This is a genomic window from Flavobacterium rivuli WB 3.3-2 = DSM 21788 (assembly GCF_000378485.1).
GTDB lineage: Bacteria > Bacteroidota > Bacteroidia > Flavobacteriales > Flavobacteriaceae > Flavobacterium > Flavobacterium rivuli.
Window position 1 is genome coordinate 123,060 of sequence record NZ_KB899966.1, and the last position, 16,928, is coordinate 139,987.

The window sequence follows — 16,928 nt, forward strand, 5'->3', positions numbered from 1 at the left end:
AGAATGGATATATTAGGATCTGAGTATAGTAAAGAAATAATAAGGACAGTAATTGTCCTGATAGTATTTGTATTACTAAATTTTGTGATTAATATATTTACCAAACGCTACGCTAAAGCATCACATCTGTCGGAGCATCGTACTAATCTTATTTCCAAATATATAGACTTTATAATGTTTGCGCTTTTCTGTATTGTAATATTTGCAGTATGGGCCAGCAAGTCGCAGGATATTTTTGGGTTTATAGGTACGGCCATTACGGTTATAGGCGTGGCATTATTTGCGCAGTGGTCTATACTTAGCAACATAACATCGGGTGTAATAATGTTCTTTACGTTCCCTTTCCGCATAGGCGATGTTATTCGTGTGCATGATAAAGATTTTCCCATAGAAGCCCAAATAGAAGATATAAAAGCCTTCCATACCATACTTAAAACCCGCAATGGCGAAATGATTACCTATCCTAACAGCCTGCTGCTGCAAAAGGGTGTGAGCATAATTCCCATTAAGCAGGACGATAAAGAATTTTACGATTAAAGGTTTACCAAACCGCCCTTTTACAATGCAAAAACTACTATTATCCTTATTACTTATAACCACACTTTGCAATGCACAGCCCGAAAAGCCTACATCGGCAGAGATTTACCATAAACTCGAAAAACTTAACTTTCTGGGTTCGGCATTATATATCGCTGCCCACCCCGATGACGAGAATAACCGCCTGATATCGTTTTTAGCCAACAGCACCAAGGCACGCACAGGCTATCTGTCTTTAACGCGTGGCGACGGCGGGCAAAATTTAATAGGTTTAGAGCTAAGGGAATTACTTGGAGTTATCCGTACGCAGGAACTTATCGAAGCCCGTAAAATAGATGGTGGCGAACAGTTTTTTAGCCGTGCCAATGACTTTGGGTTTTCTAAACTACCTAATGAAACATTACAAATTTGGGATAAAAAAGAGGTATTGCAGGATATGGTCTGGGTAATACGCAATTTTGAACCCGATGTTATTATTACCCGTTTTGATCACCGCTCACCGGGAAGCACGCACGGGCACCATACTACATCGGCCATGCTCACGCAGGAAGCGTATGAACTGGCAAACGACCCAAACTATGAAACTGAACAGCTAAAATTTACCAAAACATGGAAACCTAAACGCGTGCTCTTTAATGTATCCTGGTGGTTTTTTGGCGGAAAAGACAAATTTGAAAAGGCTGATAAGTCCAATTACGTTAACCTTGAAACAGGTTCTTACTACCCATTAACAGGCAAATCGAACCAGGAGATTGCGGCCCTTAGCCGCAGCAGGCATAAATCGCAGGGCTTTGGTTCTACCGGTGAACGTGGCGACGATATGGAATACCTTGAATTGATAAAAGGTGATGCCCTTAAAGACAAGCAAAACCTATTTGAAGGTATAGACACCTCATGGAACCGTGTAAAAGGCGGTAAACAAATTGGCGATGCTATTGCAGCCATTCTAAAAAGTTACGATTTTAAAAATCCGGCGGCATCGGTACCGGCATTGGTAAAAGTGTATAGCCAGCTTAGCAGGCTGGAAGAGGGCTACTGGAAAAAACTAAAGCTGCAGGAACTAAAAGAAGTTATCGCTACATGCAGCGGCCTTTATTTAGAAGCCATTGCAGAACAGCAGTCGGTTACTCCGGGCAGTATTTTAAAAGTACGCTGGGAAGCTATTAATCGCAGTGCAGTACTTATGAACTTAAAATCACTTTCGGCTTTACCAGAAAATACGGTAACTACTCAAAACCTGCCATTAGCTAATAATGTGGGTCAGGGTACAACGATAGATGTGCAGTTGCCAAAGACTACACCGTACACTTCACCTTACTGGCTTACCGAAAAAGGAACATCGGGCATGTATAAGGTAACCGATCAGCAAAAAATAGGCAAAGCAGATATTATTCGGGAACTGGCCATTGCATTTAATGTTGATATAAATGGGGTTAGCATTCCGTTTGAGCGTAATATAGTTTATAAAACAAATGACCCTGTAAAAGGCGAAGTGTACGAACCACTTGATGTTATTCCTGCTGTTACGACTCGCATAACCAATAAAGTACAGTTGTTTACCGATACAAAAAAGCAAACAGTAAACATAAAAATAAAGGCCGGGCAGGACAATTGCAAAGGCAGCCTGAGATTTGAATTGCCACAGGGTTGGCTTGTAAATCCGGCATCAATTCCGTTTGACCTGAAAACCAAAGGCAGCGAAACAATGGTTAGCTTTGAGGTTACACCTCCTGAAAACCCTATGGAAGCTACTGGTAAAAGTATCGCTACTATAAACGGCGAGGAGTTTGACCGTGAACAAACCATTATAGATTACCCGCACATTGCACCACAAAATGTATTGCTGCCATCTACTGCTAAATTCTCTAAAGTAGACCTTAAAATCAAAGGACAAAAAATAGCGTATGTGATGGGGGCAGGCGACAATATCCCTGAAAGCCTAAAGCAAATGGCCTATGATGTAACATTGATTACCCCTGAAGCTATAACTATACAATTACTAACCTCTTTTGATGCTGTTATAATGGGTATCCGTGCCTACAATGTTTTAGATGGTATGGCGTTTAAGCAGCAGCTTTTGTTTGATTATGTAAACAACGGTGGCACTATGATAGTACAATATAATACACCCGGCAAGCATACTGTAAAAGATCTTGCCCCCTATCCGTTACGACTTTCGGGCAAGCGTGTAACGGATGAAAATGCTAAAGTTACGTTTCTTGACGCAACCAATCGCGTTTTAAATTATCCTAATAAAATCACAGCAAATGATTTTAAAGGATGGGTTCAGGAACAGGGACTATATTACCCGGATGAATGGGCTAAGGAGTTTACGCCAATATTCTCATCGCATGATAAGGATGAAGAACCACTTAAAGGAAGCCTGCTTGTAGCAAAATATGGCAAAGGATACTATATTTACACAGGATTAAGTTTTTTTAGGGAATTGCCGGAAGGTGTTTCCGGGGCTTACAGGCTAATGGCGAATTTGATTGCGGTAGGACAGTAAAGATTTTAAACATTAGATTTGAGACTATAGATAATAGAAAATACCCTGAAAGGGTAAGAAATAATAGCCCGGAGCGTTGCATTGGGTGTAACAATTACACTACAAATGAGTCTTATGATAGAAACAGAGCAAATGAAGAATAAACCGGTATGGAAAAAAAACTATACGCTGGTGCTGCTGCTTAACATTATCTATATAGTGTTATTTTATTTTTTAATGGAAATATACTCATAGCATGCAGTTATTAGACTGGATAATACTTACTGTTACACTGGTTTTTATTGTGGCTTATGGTGCACTTAAAACCCGTGGAAGCAAAAACGTAGAAGAATATATACTGGGCAACAACGAAACCCCGTGGTGGACTGTGGGCCTATCGGTCATGGCTACACAGGCCAGTGCCATTACGTTTCTTTCAACCCCGGGGCAGGCTTACCATGACGGTATGGGCTTTGTGCAATTTTACTTTGGCTTGCCGCTCGCTATGGTGGTTATTTGCCTTACCTTCATCCCTATTTACCATAAATTAAAGGTTTACACTGCATACGAATTTTTAGAACAGCGCTTTGATGTTAAGACCCGAACGCTGGCATCAATATTATTTATGATTCAGCGTGGGTTAGGTACAGGCCTTACCATTTACGCCCCTGCCATTATACTATCTTCATTACTGGGCTGGAACCTTAGCCTTATGAACCTTGTTATAGGCATTATGGTAATTATATATACGGTTTCGGGTGGTACTAAAGCAGTTAATGTTACCCACAAACAACAAATGTTTGTAATAATGGGAGGCATGATCATTACGTTTTTTATTATCATGGATTACCTGCCGGAAGAGCTTAACTTTAATAATGCCCTGCATATTGCCGGTGCTAATGATAAACTTAATATACTGGAATTTTCTTTTGATCCGGAAAAACGCTACACTGTGTGGAGCGGCCTTGCCGGTGGTTTCTTTCTTGCCCTCTCCTATTTTGGTACAGACCAGTCTCAGGTGCAGCGCTACCTTTCAGGCAAATCCATACGCGAAAGCCAAATGGGTTTAATAATGAATGGCCTGCTAAAAGTGCCCATGCAGTTTTTTATATTGCTTATAGGTGTTATGGTGTTTGTGTTTTTTCAGTTCCACTCTGCCCCGCTGCATTTTAACCCTATTAATACCAGGCTAATTGAAACCTCCCAACATAAAGGCGAATACACACAACTTGAAAAACAACTTACCGAACTGGCTACCGAAAAGCAGGAGATTAGCATGTTGTATGTACACCAGCTTAATCAGGATTATGATAATAGAGAGTTACATAATCGCATGATAGCGCTTAATACCCGCGAAAAAGACCTTCGTGACCAAGCGAAAGAACTTATAACACAGGTTGACCCCAATGCCGAAACTAACGATAAAGATTATGTATTCCTTTATTTTATCCTGAACTTTTTACCCAAAGGAATGATAGGCCTGCTGCTGGCAGTAATAATTTCTGCAGCCATGTCATCATCGGCATCTGGGTTAAATGCCCTGGCATCTACTACGGCTATCGATATTTATAAACGCAACGTAAAAGGCGAAAAATCAGAGAAGCATTTTGTAAATGCCACCAAGTTGTTTACCCTGTTTTGGGGCATTGTAGCCATATTGTTTGCTTGTGTAGGTACACTTTTTGAAAACCTTATACAGCTTGTAAACATTGTGGGCTCTATATTTTATGGCACCGTACTGGGAATATTCTTAGTAGCATTTTACATAAAATATGTAAGGGCCCAGGCCATTTTTATTGGTGCATTAATAAGCCAGTGTACAATATTTTACATTTACTTTTTTACCGATTTTATAGGGTTTCTTTGGCTAAATGTTATTGGTGCGGCACTTACTATTATACTTTCCAGTTTAATACAATTGTTTTTAAACCAGAGTAAACCGGCAATTTCAACATAATACTTCTCTATGGGTTGCAGTCATCACATAAAATTCTAAAGAAAATAATAACTATAACAAAAAAAATGCCTGTCGAAAAAATTTCGACAGGCATTTTTTATAAACTTAGTTTTTACCCGTTGTCTTTATTAATTTCAACCGGTTCATCCTCTTCATCATCAAATACCTGGTATTTTATAAACAAACGGCCTATCATAATATTAAGGCGATTTTTATAATCTTCTACCAGCCACTCACGATAATTTTTTGTCGTTTTAGACAATAGTTTAGAGTACTGTTTTACGCGGTACTCAATATCAGGATCAAGCTCTTTAGATAATTTACGTGCAAGCGATATGCTATCTGTATTAATAATACACATAACCGCATGCTGGTGTATCGATTTATCTATTACAGCTTTTGGCTTTTCTTTTCTGTCTGCCGAAAGCCTGAATTCTTCATCAACATCAAACCTGACGTCTTCATCTGCCGATTTTGCGAATTTCTCTCTTAGTTCATCCGGCATAACATACACATGATAACTCTCGATTTCAGAATCGCTGCGGATGTTCTCTAAAAACTGGTCTGGATTTTTAAATATATACTGCCAGTCTACAGGGTCGCTCCACAGGCCAAAACGCTGAGCATTATTACCAAGGTCTATTACGGTAAAATAATCTTTTAGCGGCAACTTGCGCGATCCACGGCCTATCATCTGGAAATATAGTGTAAGCGATCGTGTGGCACGGTTAAGTATTATAGTTTCAACCGTAGGCTCATCAAACCCCGTGGTAAGAATAGATACCGATGTTAGTATAGCATCGGGTGTCTTTTTAAACCATGTAAGTATTTTTTTACGCTCCAGGTCGGGAGTTTTATTATCAAGGTGCCTTATGGGTAAACCCGCTGCCCTGAAGGTTTCATAAACATACAGGGATGTATTAATACCGTTATTAAAGATAAGCGTTTTCTTGCCGTGTGAACGGGCCACGTAGGTTTGCAAAAGCAGATCCTGCATGTTTACACGCGAGTATAATTCATCTGACGATGCTACGGTATAATCTCCGTTAATACCCAGTTTAAGCGATGTAAGTTCTACATCATAACCATACATAACGGCATTGGCAAGAAACCCCTGGTTTATAAGCGATTTTATGGGTTCGCCTACCATAAGTTCGTCATACGTTTCATGCATGGGCAGCTCAATGTTAGAACTTAAAGGCGTGGCAGTAACCCCAAGGAACAATGAGTTCTTAAAATACGTAAACAGTTTACGGAAACTATTATAATGCGCCTCATCTACAATTACAAGCCCCACATAATCCATGTGGAATTTCTTGTCTTTAAGACGGTTATTAAGCGTTTCTACCATAGCTACATAACACTCATAATCGTTGTCATAAGGCAGTTCCTTTACATTACTGTCTATAACGGTATTTTTTACGCCAAAGCCCTTAAGCATTTGCGATGTTTGCTTACTAAGCTCTATCCTGTGAGTTAATACAAGTACTTTACGCTTATATTTTTCTATAAATCGGCGGGCAATTTCCGAGAAAATTACGGTTTTGCCACCTCCTGTGGGTAACTGGTACAGTAAATGATAGTTATCGGCCTTACCTTCAAACTTTTCAAAAATCTTGTCAATGTCTTCCTGCTGGTAACTGTACAGCTCTTTTCTTTCCCCTTCTTCTTCGGCTTGCATAATTGTGGTGTGTAAAATTCAAAAATATCAACTTATCAAACATTACTATGTTTAATAAATCATAATTCTGGTGGTGTTTTAATTTTGGCTAAATATTTGCAAAGATAACACTTTAAAAAGGTAGTTAATTACTAAATTTGTTATAAGTGGAAGGAAATATTATGCTAAATTATGACCATTTTTCGATAGAAGAAGCTACACAACTGCAAAATCAACTACGCCATAACCTTGCCAATCAAACAGATATAAAGGATTTTACCACCATTGCCGGTGCAGATATTTCGCATAATAAAGATACCGATATTGTTTATGCAGGCATAGTAATTTTAACCTATCCGCAAATGGTAGTGCAATCTTATTCGCTCATAGAGGCTAAGACAACTTTTCCTTATGTGCCAAATTATCTGGGTTTCAGGGAGGTTCCTTCTTTGCTGCAAGCCTGGGAGCAGCTACCTGTAAAGCCCGGCGTAGTAGTGTTAGACGGACAGGGAATTACCCACCCGCGCCGTATGGGTATAGCATCACATTTTGGCCTGTTAACAAACCATGCCACTATAGGCTGTGCAAAGACAATGCTCTTTGGCCATTTCCCCGATTTAGGGAGTACTAAATTTAGCAATAGCCCAATTATGAGTCCTGCTAATGAGCTTTTAGGGTATGCCTTACGTACAAAAGATAAAGTTAACCCTGTATACATATCGCCTGGGCATAAAATGTCGGTGCCCGATAGCCTTACCATAATGAAACAGTGCATACAACATCATCGGATACCGGAACCTACCCGACAGGCACATGAATATGTAAATATGTTACGTACCGGGCAGTTACAGCCGGGATACTATACAGCAAATTCGCAGTTGGGATTGTTTGATTAAAAATTTTATTCGATTATATTAACCTAACTTTTAATTTAAAAATATGCCCTCACTAATCGAATATTTTAATAATGACTTCAAAGATGTTAGTATTGATAGAACAATATCTATAGATAAGACTACAGATGATGGTTCTGAAAACGTAACAATTGAAATAAGTGAGAGAGTTCGTTGTTATACGAATTCTGATGTAAGGTATTTAACGTATTATATTCCTTACACGGGTGATAAATTAGAGCTTACTAAAATATTGCTAACTCAGGTTTGCTCGCAACGAAGATATTTACAAGATGTAAGTATACTCTCTGGATTTGGTGGAGATATTAATATCGGAGAATCAAAAATCGTATATTCGAATAGAATATATCTGTATATAGAGGATGACACATTGCTTGAAAATAGTAAAAGTGAATTAGAAAACATAGCAAATAGCTATGACTTTTATCTAACAATAAGAAGTAAAACTTATATAATTAAGAAAATGGAAATTGAAAAACCTATTGCATTTATCTCACATGATTTAAGAGATAAAGAGTTAATTGCAAAAAGACTTGCTTTGGGATTAAATTCCAGGCTATGTTACGTTTGGTATGATGAGTATTCTTTAAAAATCGGTGACAGCTTAAGAGAATCCATTGAAGATGGAATTAAAAATGCTCAAAAATGTATTCTCATTTTAACAAAAAACTATTTAAATAATCCAGGATGGGGAAAGAGAGAGTTTGATTCGATTTTTACCAGAGAAATGATATACAATGAAAGAATAGTTTTACCAATCTGGTTTGATGTGACCAAAGAAGAGATCTACGAGTATTCCCCATCTCTAGCCGATACTTTTGCCCTTGTATGGCCATCTCCTCAAAATAAAAACGAAGATGTGTATAAACAAGAAATTGAGCAAATAATTAGTAAAATTCATTCTGCAATTATCAGTAATTGATTTTTAGATAACATTTACTAATTCATATAGTATAAAGTGAACCCCGTACAAAACTACATATCAACATTTTCTCCGGAAGTTCAGGAGTTATTAAAGCAGGTGCGTGAAATTATTACAAACACTGCTCCCGAAGCGGAAGAGAGCATTGGCTACGGCATGCCGGCTTATAAACTTAGCGGTAAGCCTTTAGTTTATTTTGCGGGCTACAAAAAGCATATTGGACTTTACGCCCTGCCTTCGGGCCATGAAGCATTTGCCGAAGAACTCAACAAATATAAAAAAGGCAAAGGATCGGTACAGTTTCCTGTAAATGAGCCTTTGCCTTTAGATCTTATTGAACGTATTGTTAAGTTTCGTAAAGAGGAAAATTCGGGGTAAATAGTCGTATAAGACTGCTTAATGATACACTCGTCAGCTTCATCGCATAGCATAAGCGATCCTGGAATAACAGATAGGAAAAAACTATACCGACTACATCCGAGTAAGTAACTATAAACTTTTAAACATTAAGCTTTAAACAAAAATTACCCTATAACATCAAGCTTTGCAAATCGTAATAAAAGTTTTTTTAGACCACCTACTTCAAAGTTTATTTCAGCTTTTTTATCGGCTCCCACACCTTCAAGGTTTACTACCTGCCCACGGCCAAAACGTTCGTGCATTACCACATTGCCGGGCGCCAGTTTACTATCGGGCATGGCAGCAGCACTATCCTGCGGAGCAGGGCGCGACATAGGTTTTAACCTGCGTATACCGCTATCGGGTTTTGGGTCATTGTCGGTAATCCATTTGGGCGGTGTGCCGTTAGTTGGTTTTTGTTGCCTGAATTTAGATTTATCTACGTCGCCAAAAATGTCTGCATTTATCATTGGCTTATACTTATAGTTTGTCTCCGTTGGCGTAAGGTAATCCAGAAATTTATCGGTAATTTCTTCAATAAAACGCGATGGTTCACTGTCTACCAGCTTCCCCCAACGGTATCGCGACTGTGCATACGTTAAATATGCCTGATGCTCGGCACGTGTTAATGCCACATAAAACAATCGGCGTTCTTCCTCCAGTTCGCTGCGGGTATTTAAACTCATCGCACTCGGGAACAGGTCTTCCTCCATACCTACAATAAACACATACGGAAACTCAAGCCCCTTTGCAAGGTGAATGGTCATTAGCGCTACACGGTCGTCATCGCCGGTATCTTTATCAAGGTCGGATGCCAGGGCTACGTCTTCTAAAAATTCAGACAGCGCTCCCCTCGCTCCGTCAACTTCTATCTGGCCTTCAATAAAATCACGGATACCATTAAGCAACTCCTCAATATTTTCTACACGGGCAACACCCTCTGGCGTGGCATCTTTTTTAAGTTCCTGTATAAGTCCGGTTTTCTTGGCAATATGGTCGGCAAGGAAAAAAGCATCCTGGGTTTCGTTAATAACCTGAAAACTTTTTATCATGGTTACAAAATCCAGTAGCTTATTTTTAGTCCCGCTGGTAAGCTTAAGGTCTATGCGCTCTATGGCTTCCATAACCTCAAAAACAGATCGGCCGTAATGGTTTGCCGCTACGGTAAGCTTTTCTAACGTACTGTTACCTATACCCCTTGCAGGATAATTAATGACACGCATTAAAGCTTCTTCATCCTTCGGGTTTATAACCAGGCGCAGGTAGCCTAAAACGTCTTTAATTTCTTTACGTTGGTAAAAAGACAACCCGCCATATATACGGTAAGGGATATCGCGCTTGCGGAGGGCATCCTCCATAGCGCGGCTTTGTGCATTGGTGCGGTATAAAATGGCAAAGCTCCCGTTTTTTAACTGCTGCTGCATTTTTTGCTCAAAAATAGTGCTGGCCACAAAACGGCCCTCTTCGCCATCGGTTAGGCTGCGGTGTACACGTATGGGTGGCCCATCATCATTGGCGGTCCACACTACTTTATCAAGCTTAACCTTATTTTTATCTATAATGGCATTGGCTGCCTCAACTATATTTTTTGTAGAACGGTAGTTTTGTTCCAGGCGGTACATTTGTACGCCCTCATAATCCTTCTGGAAATTAAGGATATTGTTAATGTTAGCCCCGCGAAATGCGTAGATACTTTGTGCATCATCACCCACCACACATATATTCTGAAATCGGTCACTCAGCGCACGCACAATAAGGTATTGCGAGTGGTTGGTATCCTGGTACTCATCTACCATTATATACCTAAAACGGTCCTGGTATTTAGCAAGTACATCAGGAAAACGGTTCAGCAATTCATTGGTGCGCAATAGTAAATCGTCAAAATCCATAGCTCCCGCTTTAAAACAACGGTCTACATACTGCTGGTATATTTCGCCAAGGCGGGGTTTCTTGCTCATGGCATCGGCCTCCTGCAATTCAGGATTATTAAAATAAGCCTTAACCGTAATAAGCGAGTTTTTAAATGACGATATGCGGCTTAGAACCTGTTTTGGCTTATAGACATCTTTATCAAGCTGCATTTCTTTTATAATAGATGATATAAGGCGCACGCTATCCTGAGAATCGTATATACTAAAGTTAGAGGGAAAACCCAGTTTATCGGCCTCAAAACGTAATATTTTGGCAAATATGGAGTGAAAAGTCCCCATCCATAAGTTTTTAGCTTCAGATGAACCTACAATATCGGCAATACGCTTTTTCATTTCCTTAGCTGCCTTATTGGTAAAGGTAAGTGCGAGGATATTAAAAGAATCTACCCCAAGGCTCATCAGGTAGGCAATGCGTATAGTAAGTACCCTTGTTTTACCAGACCCTGCACCGGCTATGATAATCATAGGGCCATCTTTTTGTAGTGTAGGTGCCTGCTGGGCTTCGTTAAGCTGACTTATATAATTCTGAATGTCCATTGTATAACTTTAGTTGCAAAAATAATGATTTAAAGTGACAATTTATCACTCATTTTTTGTCGGGAAACCATAATATGCCATTGTTGCGCATGTAAAATAACCCTGGAAATTATTCACAGCAACATTAAGTTACCTATGTTTAAAATGTACATTATTAACTCCGTATCAATATTCAGGATCGGAATGATTTTAAACGAAAAGCCCTTCCTGTCGGAAAGGCTTTTCGTCTATAATCTATCATCTAAGATCTAAAACTCTCTTTTACATATTCCTTCTGTACTGCCCTCCTACCTCAAACAATGCCGAAGTGATCTGTCCTAATGAGCATACCTTTGTAGCTTCCATAAGCTGCTCAAAAATATTTTCATTTTGGATGGCAGTTTCCTGAATAGTAGCCAATGTCTCAGCGACTTTTTCTTTGTGAGCCGTATGTAATATTTCGAGGGTTTTAATCTGGAATTGCTTTTCCTCCTCCGTTGCACGGATAACTTCCGCAGGAACAACCGTAGGTGATCCTTTAGAGCTCAGGAACGTATTTACCCCAATGATTGGGAATTCGCCTGTATGCTTAAGTGTTTCGTAGTAAAGGCTTTCTTCCTGAATTTTAGAACGCTGGTACATTGTTTCCATAGCACCAAGTACGCCGCCACGTTCTGTAATACGGTCAAATTCTGCAAGTACGGCTTCCTCAACAAGGTCGGTTAATTCTTCAATAATAAACGACCCCTGAATAGGGTTTTCGTTTTTGGCAAGGCCCAATTCTTTATTGATAATCAACTGTATAGCCATTGCGCGGCGCACACTTTCTTCAGTCGGGGTCGTAATAGCCTCATCATAAGCATTGGTATGCAGCGAGTTACAATTATCGTAAATAGCATAAAGTGCCTGTAATGTTGTACGGATATCGTTAAAGTCAATTTCCTGTGCATGGAGCGACCTTCCAGATGTTTGTATATGGTACTTAAGCATTTGTGCACGCTCATTAGCGCCATACTTATTTTTTAATGCCTTCGCCCAAATTTTACGTGCCACACGGCCTATAACAGCATACTCAGGGTCTACACCGTTCGAGAAAAAGAACGAAAGGTTAGGCCCAAAATCATTGATGTTCATGCCCCTGCTTAAGTAATACTCTACATAGGTAAAACCGTTAGAAAGCGTAAAGGCCAACTGCGTAATTGGGTTGGCACCAGCCTCGGCAATATGGTAACCGGATATAGAAACCGAATAAAAATTACGTATATTATTGGTTATAAAATACTCCTGAACATCGCCCATTAACCTCAACGCAAATTCTGTAGAGAAAATACAGGTGTTTTGTGCCTGGTCTTCCTTTAAAATATCCGCCTGAACGGTACCACGAACCTGGCTTAACGTTCTTATTTTTATATCTTTATATACATCAGCAGGGAGTACAAGATCGCCGGTAACTCCAAGTAGTATTAGCCCCAAGCCGTTGTTACCCTGCGGCAGCTCGCCGTTGTAACGTGGACGTTCAATACCTTTAGATTTGTATATTTCGTTTATGGTTTTATTTACCTCATCTTCAAGATCGTTCTCTTTTATATATAACTCACATTGCTGGTCTATGGCCGCATTCATAAAGAAGCCTAAAAGCATGGGCGCAGGCCCGTTAATGGTCATACTAACAGATGTTAACGGATGTGCAAGGTTAAAACCCGAATAGAGTTTCTTGGCATCGTCAAGGCAGCATATAGACACTCCCGCATTACCTATTTTACCATAAATATCCGGACGTAAATGCGGATCGTTGCCGTAAAGCGTAACGCTGTCAAACGCTGTAGATAAACGCTTTGCAGGCAACCCTGCACTTACATAATGAAAACGCTTGTTAGTCCTTTCGGGGCCACCCTCTCCGGCAAACATGCGCGATGGGTCTTCACCCTCGCGTTTAAAAGGATAAAGCCCTGATGCAAACGGAAACTCTCCCGGTACATTTTCCTGCAGGCACCAACGTAGTATATCGCCCCATGCCTGGTACTTAGGCAGCGCAACCTTGGGTATTTGCGAATGCGAAAGCGACTCAGTATGTGTAGCTATCTTAATTTCTTTATCGCGTACTTTAAAGCTGTAAACCGGATTTTTGTATTTATCAACCTTATCTTTCCATGTCAGGATTATCTCCCAATTGTATGGGTCAAGATTCATTTTAACCCTGTCGAATTCGCCTGTTAATAATTTTAAAAAGTCAGCATTAGCTTCATTCTTAACTTTATCTATGCCTTCTTCATCAATACCAAACTTGGTTAACCCCAGCGTTACATTAGCAACTGATTCTATAGTTTTAAATATGCCATAAAGCTTTTGTGCAACTTCCTGCTGGCTCAACGCTATAGCATCATACTTGCGGTTATTTTCGGCAATTTCGCTAAGGTAACGCGTTCTGTGCGGAGGGATTACAAATATTTTTTCGCTCATTTCGCGGGTAATGGCAAAGGTAGTTTTCAGGTCGGCACCCGTTTTTTCTACCACTTTGTCCATCATGGCCTTATAAAGGGTATTCATGCCGGGGTCGTTAAACTGCGAGGCAATCGTACCAAAAATTGGCATACTATCAGGGCTGGCATCCCACAGGTTGTGGTTGCGCTGGTATTGTTTTTTTACATCACGCAGGGCATCAAGAGAGCCGCGCTTGTCAAATTTATTAATGGCCACCATATCGGCAAAGTCCAGCATATCAATCTTTTCAAGCTGTGTTGCTGCACCAAACTCCGGCGTCATCACATATAACGAAACATCGCTGTGCTCGATGATCTCGGTATCGCTTTGCCCAATACCCGATGTTTCAAGAATGATAATATCATATTTGGCAGCCTTCAGCACCTGTATAGCCTCAGCAACATATTTAGAAAGAGCTAAATTACTCTGTCTCGTAGCCAGCGAACGCATATAAACCCTTGGGTTATTAATGGCATTCATCCTTATACGGTCGCCCAATAACGCCCCACCCGTTTTGCGTTTAGAAGGGTCTACAGATATTAAACCTATAGTTTTTTCGGGAAAATCAATAAGGAAACGGCGCACCAGTTCGTCTACTAATGACGATTTACCTGCTCCACCCGTACCTGTTATGCCGAGTACCGGTATCTTGCTTGTAAGATTTTGCTGATGGATAATATCCAGCGCTTCTTTTGCCACTTCAGGAAAATTCTCTGCCGAAGATATTACCCTTGCTATTGCTGTGGGGTTCTTGTCTTCGAGATGGTTAACTTCGCCATTAAGTTTGTCGCCAATAGCAAAGTCTGATTTTTGAACTAAATCGTTTATCATCCCCTGAAGCCCTAATTCGCGGCCATCATCGGGAGCATAAATACGGGTAATGCCATATTCCTGCAGTTCTTTAATTTCTTCAGGAAGGATAACTCCGCCTCCGCCGCCAAATATTTTAATATGCCCTGCCCCTTTTTCTTTTAAAAGGTCGTGCATGTACTTAAAATATTCGTTGTGCCCTCCCTGGTAAGACGTTAGCGCAATGGCATTGGCATCTTCCTGAATGGCTGTATTTACAACTTCTTCCACACTGCGGTCGTGCCCAAGGTGTATTACCTCTACACCGGTGGCCTGTATAATGCGGCGCATAATGTTTATGGCGGCATCGTGCCCGTCAAACAACGAGGCTGCTGTTACAATACGTACTTTATATTTAGGAATGTAAGGCTTTGCTTGCTCCATGATGAATTATCTTCAATTTTAGACTTGCAATTTACATATTTATTAAGAATACCAAAAATTTATTGCAATTTAATTGAGGTAATCATTATCTAACAATATGCCCTACGTTTCCCTGATCCATAAACAGGACACGGGTACTAAAAGCCTTTGCTTTTATGGTGGTAGGAAACCAATCACGGTCTTTCTGCACGATTATGAACAAACCTGTATCATCTCCTGAAACAGTAAAATTATCACTGCGGGGCTGGCGTTTAAATATGGATACGCCATATTCGTCTTTAAGAATATTGGCAAGTTCGGGCACATTATTAGTTACCAGGCCTATCTCGCTAATACCTACATAGCATTTATAGCTAAAGGCTTCACGGTAATACTCTTTGTTGGGGTAACGGGTAATGAACTCTAAAATATTACCGTTATTATCGTAAAAGTAAAACGATTTGGCATCCCAGTTTACAAAGTTGGCAATATCATCGCCTTCGGCTGGCACTATTGGGGTAAGTGTTTTTATAAAATCGTGTGCATCAAAAAAACGGTTGGTGGGTACATCTATGGCAAAGTGGTAAACCGGTTTTAAATTATCCGACTTACGGAAAATAAGTTTTGTAGCCCCAACCGTAAAAAATATACGGGTTTTATCTTCCCTCATATACGGCTCAAGACCTAAAATTTTTTTGTAAAATTTTTCGGTTTCGGTAAGGTTGTCACTCAGTAATTCAAGCTCAATAATTTGCATGCGTTACGTTTATTTGGCTCTTGCTAATATAATGATTTATAGTGGCTTTTAGTTTAAATGAAAAATAATTTATTGTAGTAATAAAAGAACGAGGATGATATTTTGAAACACGAATAATACCGATTAAAAAAATTATACATGCCCTAAAGCAAATCCGCACAAATCCGCATTTGCGAAGCATCCGTTTAATCCGCGTTCCATTTATATATAAGTATAAAAAATAAAGTACTTTTGCACACTCTTTTGATACTAAAAAAATGCGTTATAAATATTACCTCGCAGCGGCAACAGCTTTTACCATTTGGGGATTGTTCAGTTTTGTTTTAAAACCGTTGCATGACTACCCGTCTCCTGATATTTTATTTTACCGCATATTTTTCTGCGTTACTTTAATGACGGTAACCAACCTGCTTTTCAGACGAAAAAATATTGTTGAAACTCGTAATAGTTTTGCGCTATTAGACTCTAAAACAAAAACAAACCTGCTCGCGCTTACCATTATAAGTTCTATATTACTGGCAGGTAACTGGTTCTTTTTTATTTATGTAATGAACCACATTAGCGTTAAGGCAGCATCGCTTGCTTATTTGGTTTGCCCTATACTCACCACCGTTTTTGCATTTATTATATTAAAAGAAAAGCTATCAAAATTACAATGGCTATCGGTAGTATTAAGTATTGTAAGCTGCGTATTACTATCTTTAAATAACTTTAATGATGTGTTTTACAGCATAGTAGTGGCGGCAACCTATGCTATGTACCTTGTGCTGCAAAAGAAATTTGCAGGTATAGATAAGTTTCTTTTACTATCTGTTCAGCTTGTCATTACCTCTGTAATATTATTACCATTTTATCCTGTATACAGTGGAACATTACCTACAGAGACTTCATTTTATTTATACATTTTGGTTATAGCTATAGGTTTTACTATTGTACCTATGCTCCTTAACCTGTATGCTTTAAAAGGGATAAACTCTTCTACATTAGGCATATTGCTATACATTAACCCAATTATAGGTTTTTTGTTAGCAGCATTTTATTACCACGAGGTTATTACGCAAATGCAAGTTATTGCCTATAGTATAATCGTAGTATCAATAGCAATATTTAACGTTGGGAGTTATTTACGACTGAAAACGATTACTCAACAATAA

At 39.5% G+C, this 16,928-nt stretch carries 11 protein-coding genes; 7 read left to right on the forward strand and 4 right to left on the reverse strand.

Annotation, left to right across the window (positions count from 1 at the left end; all coding sequences use genetic code 11):
- Positions 1-3 precede the first annotated feature (3 nt).
- The 3 genes from F565_RS0100540 (at position 4) to F565_RS0100555 (ending at position 4,982) form a co-directional block, all read left to right on the forward strand.
- Complete coding sequence (locus tag F565_RS0100540; RefSeq protein ID WP_020211230.1) at positions 4-537, forward strand: mechanosensitive ion channel domain-containing protein; 534 nt, start codon at positions 4-6, stop codon at positions 535-537.
- A gap of 25 nt (positions 538-562) precedes the next feature.
- Positions 563-3,046: a PIG-L family deacetylase gene (locus F565_RS0100545; RefSeq protein WP_020211231.1), complete on the forward strand. Its 2,484-nt coding sequence runs from the start codon at positions 563-565 to the stop codon at positions 3,044-3,046.
- Positions 3,047-3,281: 235 nt separating this feature from the next.
- Positions 3,282-4,982 carry a sodium:solute symporter family protein gene (locus F565_RS0100555; protein WP_020211233.1) on the forward strand — a complete coding sequence of 567 codons (1,701 nt, stop codon included), beginning with the start codon at positions 3,282-3,284 and terminating at the stop codon, positions 4,980-4,982.
- Positions 4,983-5,094: 112 nt separating this feature from the next.
- Here F565_RS0100555 and F565_RS0100560 read toward each other — a convergent pair whose 3' ends face one another.
- Entirely contained in the window at positions 5,095-6,663 is a 1,569-nt protein-coding gene (locus F565_RS0100560; protein WP_020211234.1) for a DEAD/DEAH box helicase, read from the reverse strand.
- Between the two features lie 146 nt (positions 6,664-6,809).
- On the opposite strand from F565_RS0100560, the gene nfi reads away from it, so the two are divergent.
- Genes nfi through F565_RS0100575 form a run of 3 tightly spaced genes read left to right on the forward strand, consistent with a single transcriptional unit; the run spans position 6,810 to position 8,856 of the window.
- Positions 6,810-7,538 carry a deoxyribonuclease V gene (nfi, locus tag F565_RS0100565; RefSeq protein ID WP_197062240.1) on the forward strand — a complete coding sequence of 243 codons (729 nt, stop codon included), beginning with the start codon at positions 6,810-6,812 and terminating at the stop codon, positions 7,536-7,538.
- Between the two features lie 43 nt (positions 7,539-7,581).
- Complete coding sequence (locus F565_RS22190) at positions 7,582-8,478, forward strand: toll/interleukin-1 receptor domain-containing protein (protein ID WP_020211236.1); 897 nt, start codon at positions 7,582-7,584, stop codon at positions 8,476-8,478.
- Positions 8,479-8,514: 36 nt separating this feature from the next.
- A complete protein-coding gene (locus tag F565_RS0100575) occupies positions 8,515-8,856 on the forward strand; it encodes an iron chaperone (RefSeq protein ID WP_020211237.1) in 342 nt (113 codons plus the stop codon).
- A gap of 146 nt (positions 8,857-9,002) precedes the next feature.
- On the opposite strand, the gene F565_RS0100580 is transcribed toward F565_RS0100575, so the two are convergent.
- The 3 genes from F565_RS0100580 to F565_RS0100590 form a co-directional block, all read right to left on the reverse strand.
- On the reverse strand, positions 9,003-11,339 hold the full coding sequence (locus F565_RS0100580; protein ID WP_026299798.1) for an ATP-dependent helicase: 2,337 nt from the start codon (positions 11,337-11,339) through the stop codon (positions 9,003-9,005).
- 267 nt (positions 11,340-11,606) lie between these two features.
- Positions 11,607-15,038 (reverse strand): methylmalonyl-CoA mutase family protein, encoded by a 3,432-nt coding sequence (locus F565_RS0100585; RefSeq protein ID WP_020211239.1) that lies wholly within the window; start codon positions 15,036-15,038, stop codon positions 11,607-11,609.
- 85 nt (positions 15,039-15,123) lie between these two features.
- Positions 15,124-15,774, reverse strand: a complete 651-nt coding sequence (locus F565_RS0100590) for a VOC family protein (RefSeq protein ID WP_020211240.1) — start codon at positions 15,772-15,774, stop codon at positions 15,124-15,126.
- A 257-nt stretch (positions 15,775-16,031) separates the two neighbouring features.
- Between F565_RS0100590 and F565_RS0100595 the strand changes: the two genes are divergently transcribed.
- Positions 16,032-16,928, forward strand: a complete 897-nt coding sequence (locus F565_RS0100595) for an EamA family transporter (RefSeq protein WP_020211241.1) — start codon at positions 16,032-16,034, stop codon at positions 16,926-16,928.

What these genes read in the sequence shown, in the direction of transcription:
- F565_RS0100540 (WP_020211230.1), top strand. Translation starts at nt 4, where the DNA reads ATGGATATATTAGGATCTGAGTATAGTAAAGAAATAATAAGGACAGTA.
- F565_RS0100545 (WP_020211231.1), top strand. Translation starts at nt 563, where the DNA reads ATGCAAAAACTACTATTATCCTTATTACTTATAACCACACTTTGCAAT.
- F565_RS0100555 (WP_020211233.1), top strand. Translation starts at nt 3,282, where the DNA reads ATGCAGTTATTAGACTGGATAATACTTACTGTTACACTGGTTTTTATT.
- F565_RS0100560 (WP_020211234.1), bottom strand. Translation starts at nt 6,663, where the DNA reads ATGCAAGCCGAAGAAGAAGGGGAAAGAAAAGAGCTGTACAGTTACCAG.
- F565_RS22190 (WP_020211236.1), top strand. Translation starts at nt 7,582, where the DNA reads ATGCCCTCACTAATCGAATATTTTAATAATGACTTCAAAGATGTTAGT.
- F565_RS0100585 (WP_020211239.1), bottom strand. Translation starts at nt 15,038, where the DNA reads ATGGAGCAAGCAAAGCCTTACATTCCTAAATATAAAGTACGTATTGTA.
- F565_RS0100590 (WP_020211240.1), bottom strand. Translation starts at nt 15,774, where the DNA reads ATGCAAATTATTGAGCTTGAATTACTGAGTGACAACCTTACCGAAACC.
- F565_RS0100595 (WP_020211241.1), top strand. Translation starts at nt 16,032, where the DNA reads ATGCGTTATAAATATTACCTCGCAGCGGCAACAGCTTTTACCATTTGG.